This window comes from Micromonospora sp. NPDC049891 (assembly GCF_040660295.1).
Taxonomy (GTDB): Bacteria; Actinomycetota; Actinomycetes; order Mycobacteriales; family Micromonosporaceae; genus Micromonospora.
The window spans coordinates 1-2646 of sequence record NZ_JBFAML010000066.1; the positions used below are offsets into that span (position 1 = coordinate 1).

General features: G+C 40.1%; 3 protein-coding genes. 1 reads left to right on the top strand and 2 read right to left on the bottom strand.

Annotated features, from left to right (window positions below; all coding sequences use genetic code 11):
* Positions 1–365, top strand: a 365-nt coding sequence (locus AB0I71_RS32400) for a hypothetical protein (protein WP_357591161.1), incomplete at its 5' end; no start/stop codon positions are given.
* 622 nt (positions 366–987) lie between these two features.
* Here the strand turns inward: AB0I71_RS32400 and AB0I71_RS32405 are convergent.
* Positions 988–1878, bottom strand: a complete 891-nt coding sequence (locus AB0I71_RS32405) for an HNH endonuclease (protein WP_164100255.1) — start codon at positions 1876–1878, stop codon at positions 988–990.
* The coding region (locus tag AB0I71_RS32410) for an AAA family ATPase (protein ID WP_357591164.1) at positions 1878–2646 on the bottom strand (769 nt) is incomplete at its 5' end. The genes AB0I71_RS32405 and AB0I71_RS32410, both read right to left, overlap by 1 nt.

Below are 2646 nucleotides of genomic sequence, written 5' to 3' on the forward strand. Positions count from 1 at the left end.
CTTCCGGGGCATGCTCGACGCGCACGCCGAGGATGCACCCGGATTCTGACGAGCCGGTGGCGCGCCGCCTGCAAATTTCAGGGCATACCATATTTACCAACGAGCTGGAAATGCTGCGCGCCCTGCTTGAACAAGGCTGCGGCTGGGGATTCTTGCCGACGCATATGCATGCCGAACAGTGGAAAAGCGTCAACACGCTGCGCACCGAAGTGGGCAGCCAGGGTATCAGCCAAACCATGGTGACCATCTGGAAACCGGGTAATGACCGACGGGCGCTGATTGATGAGACGCTGGGGTTGTTGCCGGGGTTGTGGCGGGGGATTGGGGGTGAAGATGGGACTAGTTTTGCTAGAAAACGGTGTTAGGTAGCTGGGCCTTTTAGGATTAGGGAAAGATAGTGGGTAGTTTGACAGTGTTATCTTAGGTAGGTATTTATAGAACACTTAACTAATTCCAGTACAAGTTTATTGCTTTGATTCAAGGAGATATGGTGCCTAGCAATATCAGGGGGAAAATATAAAAATATTATAACACCATTTTTACGTCAGTGATTCACGAGCCCCTGTTCATTATTGAGCGTAAAGTTACCATAAAAGCAATATGGAACGTTTAAGTCACTGAGGAAATCAGGTTAATGGACCACAGGGCGCAGTTAGTTCTCTTTATCTATAATGCTAATACCCCTGCTCTAACCAATAAGCAAACCTGTAAATAAATCAGGCGATAAAATTAAGTTTTCAGATAAGAGAACTTGATGGGCAATCGATAAAAAATACAAACATTTATGTAATTTAAAGGTCCTCCTTAGAGACTCATTTCACGCCCCTTTACTCAATATACACTGACAGCAATCTAAGTATTCTATGCTACGGTTCCTTAAGTCAATTTTTAAAAAATTTACGAAGCCATCCCTAGCCCTGCTAGTTTTTAAAATAAAAACTACTCTTTGAAAGAGTAACACTTATGATTTAAGCGCACTCTTTTTTATCAGATATCACTGAAGAACTCATCAGAATTTTTCAGGCAATTATACATAACTCTTTTCCAGTGGTTATTGAACTGATGTGAATTAATTACTGGCTGAAGGGTAGCATCGACAAATCCTCTTATTATCATTTCTGATGATATGTCTGGAATAAGATTGCGGATCATTGTTTTGAAAGCATTCTTTTGATCAATGACTTCACTGAGATGCTTGCCAGCCTCGAGGCTATACCTGTGTGCAATATTCAAATTATTAAAATGATTACTTGCCCTATCTTTATCCTCTTGTCGCCATTCAATCGGACACTTAACATAATACTCCAGAGCGCCTGTATCCTCATCAATGTAGTTTGCAAAGACCCATTGCTCCTGAAAAAAAATAGCTTTATCAATATACGGATGGATAGTCTGCTCTATTTCTATTATCGCAAAACTAGCTCCTTTTTCCCCCATGTTACAATCTCGGCAGGATGGCACCAGATTGAGAGGCATAACAGAAAGCTCAGGAAAATGTGCCTTTGGAAGAAAATGATCAAGATTTTTTGTCTGACCAATATCGCCACAGAATGGGCATTTTTCTCCAGATGAGACCATTAATTCATCATAGAAATCCCTAGCTGGCTTTTTTTTGTTACGCAAATTATTTTCATAGAGATTATCCAATTTTGCCCTAGTTAAATTACCTATAACTGGTGTAGTATCGGTGAGATTTTGGGTTCTAGGGTATAAGAATAAATTTCCTCTCGAACTTAGCGTCTTATATTGCTGCTCCATATCTAGAAAGGTCTGGATGTGAGAAAGAAAATTGTCTCGAACCCTTCGCTGGTTCATCCCATCTGCACACTTCTCAAGCATTTCGTCAAAAGTTTTAGTCGGAAGAGATATTTTTTTCATTACTCTTTACCTGCATCCCTGCTCAATACCATTGCTTTCAATACTGCTCTACCTTCCAAACCAATATGATTACTATATTCATTTAAAATACTCTTGTATGATTTACCCGATGCCACAGAGTCCCGTAATAAATCATGATACCCTGAGCTAGCCACCTCTAGTGAAAATACCTCTCTTGTTAGCACTCCTAAATTTTCACCAAATGTTTCTATATCTGGACGAATTACCCTAAGGGCATCTCTAGAGCGCAATACTTTCCATACACAAGACTTTGGAATTTCCTGCAGGACAACAGGAGAGTGTGTTGCAATTATCGCCACTCCGTTTCGCACATCCAGTAAATCACTCAAAGCACGCAAAAAAGCTGACAGTAGAGGAGGGTGCAAATGCACTTCAGGCTCATCAAGCAATACAAGAGATTTTTCCCCAACAGTATCAACCAATCTAGTTATAGTGAATAAAACAATGGCATGCCCTGAGCTCATTCTGGATAGATATTTTTTAATACTGGCATAGAACAAATCCCTGAATGATTTATTATCCACCTGAATGTCTTTTTGTTTACCCCTTAGCATTTCGTATCTATCAATTAGTGCGCTCAGCTCCATATCAGAAAAATTTTTATCACTGCCTAACTTCTCAATAGCCTTAATCCAGAGTACTTTTTTCTTATCAGTTCTTAGACAACCAATCAGGGCTGTAACAAACTCAATGCGTAGATCATCAAGCGATTTTAAACTCTGATTCTCTGAGTTTTTTAATCCAATA